General features: G+C 43.2%; 1 pseudogene. It reads right to left on the bottom strand.

What is annotated here, in order from left to right:
- A pseudogene (locus tag C161_RS32665) lies at positions 1-1022 on the bottom strand (transglycosylase); the annotation flags it as partial.

Genomic DNA, 1022 nt, shown 5'->3' with positions numbered 1-1022 from the left:
GCGTCCGTGTTCACGATCCATATCCTCGATATCCTTCTGAACCTGTTTCCGCTCTTCAATACCTTCTGGTCCAACAGCGGACTGAAGTTTTTCCAGACGTGCTACTTTCTCCGCACGCAATCTCTCATAGTCATCCTGATCGTCACTTCGCTCCATCGCTTGTATCAGATCATCAATAGCTTTGATTTTGGCTTCTTGAGCCGAGGTGAAAGCATCCTTCTCTGCCTGGATACGTTTAATCTCCTCATCTCTCGCATTATCCATTAACTTTTTCTGCTTGGTTACCGATTCGGATACAGCTTTGGTCATTTCATCCATGAGTTTTTTCTTTAGATCGTAGACCTTCTCATCTGCATCCATCCGTTGATCGCTTCCTACCAGGTAAGAAGCTTGAAGTTTCATATACTCGGCAAGTTCTTGTTCGGTAGTCATTTCACCGATCGCCTTCAAGTGATTAATTCGTTTCTCAGCAGCAGAATAGTACTCCTTATCCAGATCATTACGCTGCTTATATATTTTCTGTTCTAGATCCCATAGCTGTTCAGAAGACATCGTCTTATCAGCTTGCATCTTCAGAAACTCTTGAAGCTCCCACTTCATGATGTCAACTTTTTGAGCACCGGACATTTCCATCTTCGTAGCTTCTTTGTTAATCCACTTTTCCGAGTACTCGTACCTAGACGAAATCAGTTTCTTGGAAGTATCTTGATACATTTTCTCTGCTTCAGCTCGTTGTTCTGCTTTTAGCGTGGTGTCGTTTCGCATCCGGTTGTAAGCCTCGGCCTGCATTTGATAAATCTCAACCTCAGACTTACCTTGACGTTCCATCTGATCCGTTTGTTTATCAATCCAATTGGTTGAATTTTTAAATTTCAGATCCGTAACCTTGTTCGTCAAGTCATACACTTGTTTAGCTGATTCAACACGCTGTTCCTCAGTTAGGGCCGTATTTTTGAGTTGTCCCTGATAAAACTGAAGCTGCGTCTTGGTCATTTCCATCTCGGAACGGCCTTGTTGACGCA

Origin of the sequence: Paenibacillus sp. FSL R5-192 (genome assembly GCF_000517845.1) — a bacterium.
Classification (GTDB): domain Bacteria; phylum Bacillota; class Bacilli; order Paenibacillales; family Paenibacillaceae; genus Paenibacillus; species Paenibacillus amylolyticus.
The sequence above is the reverse complement of the archived record's forward strand: the minus strand, read 5'-3'. Positions and strand labels throughout refer to the sequence as shown.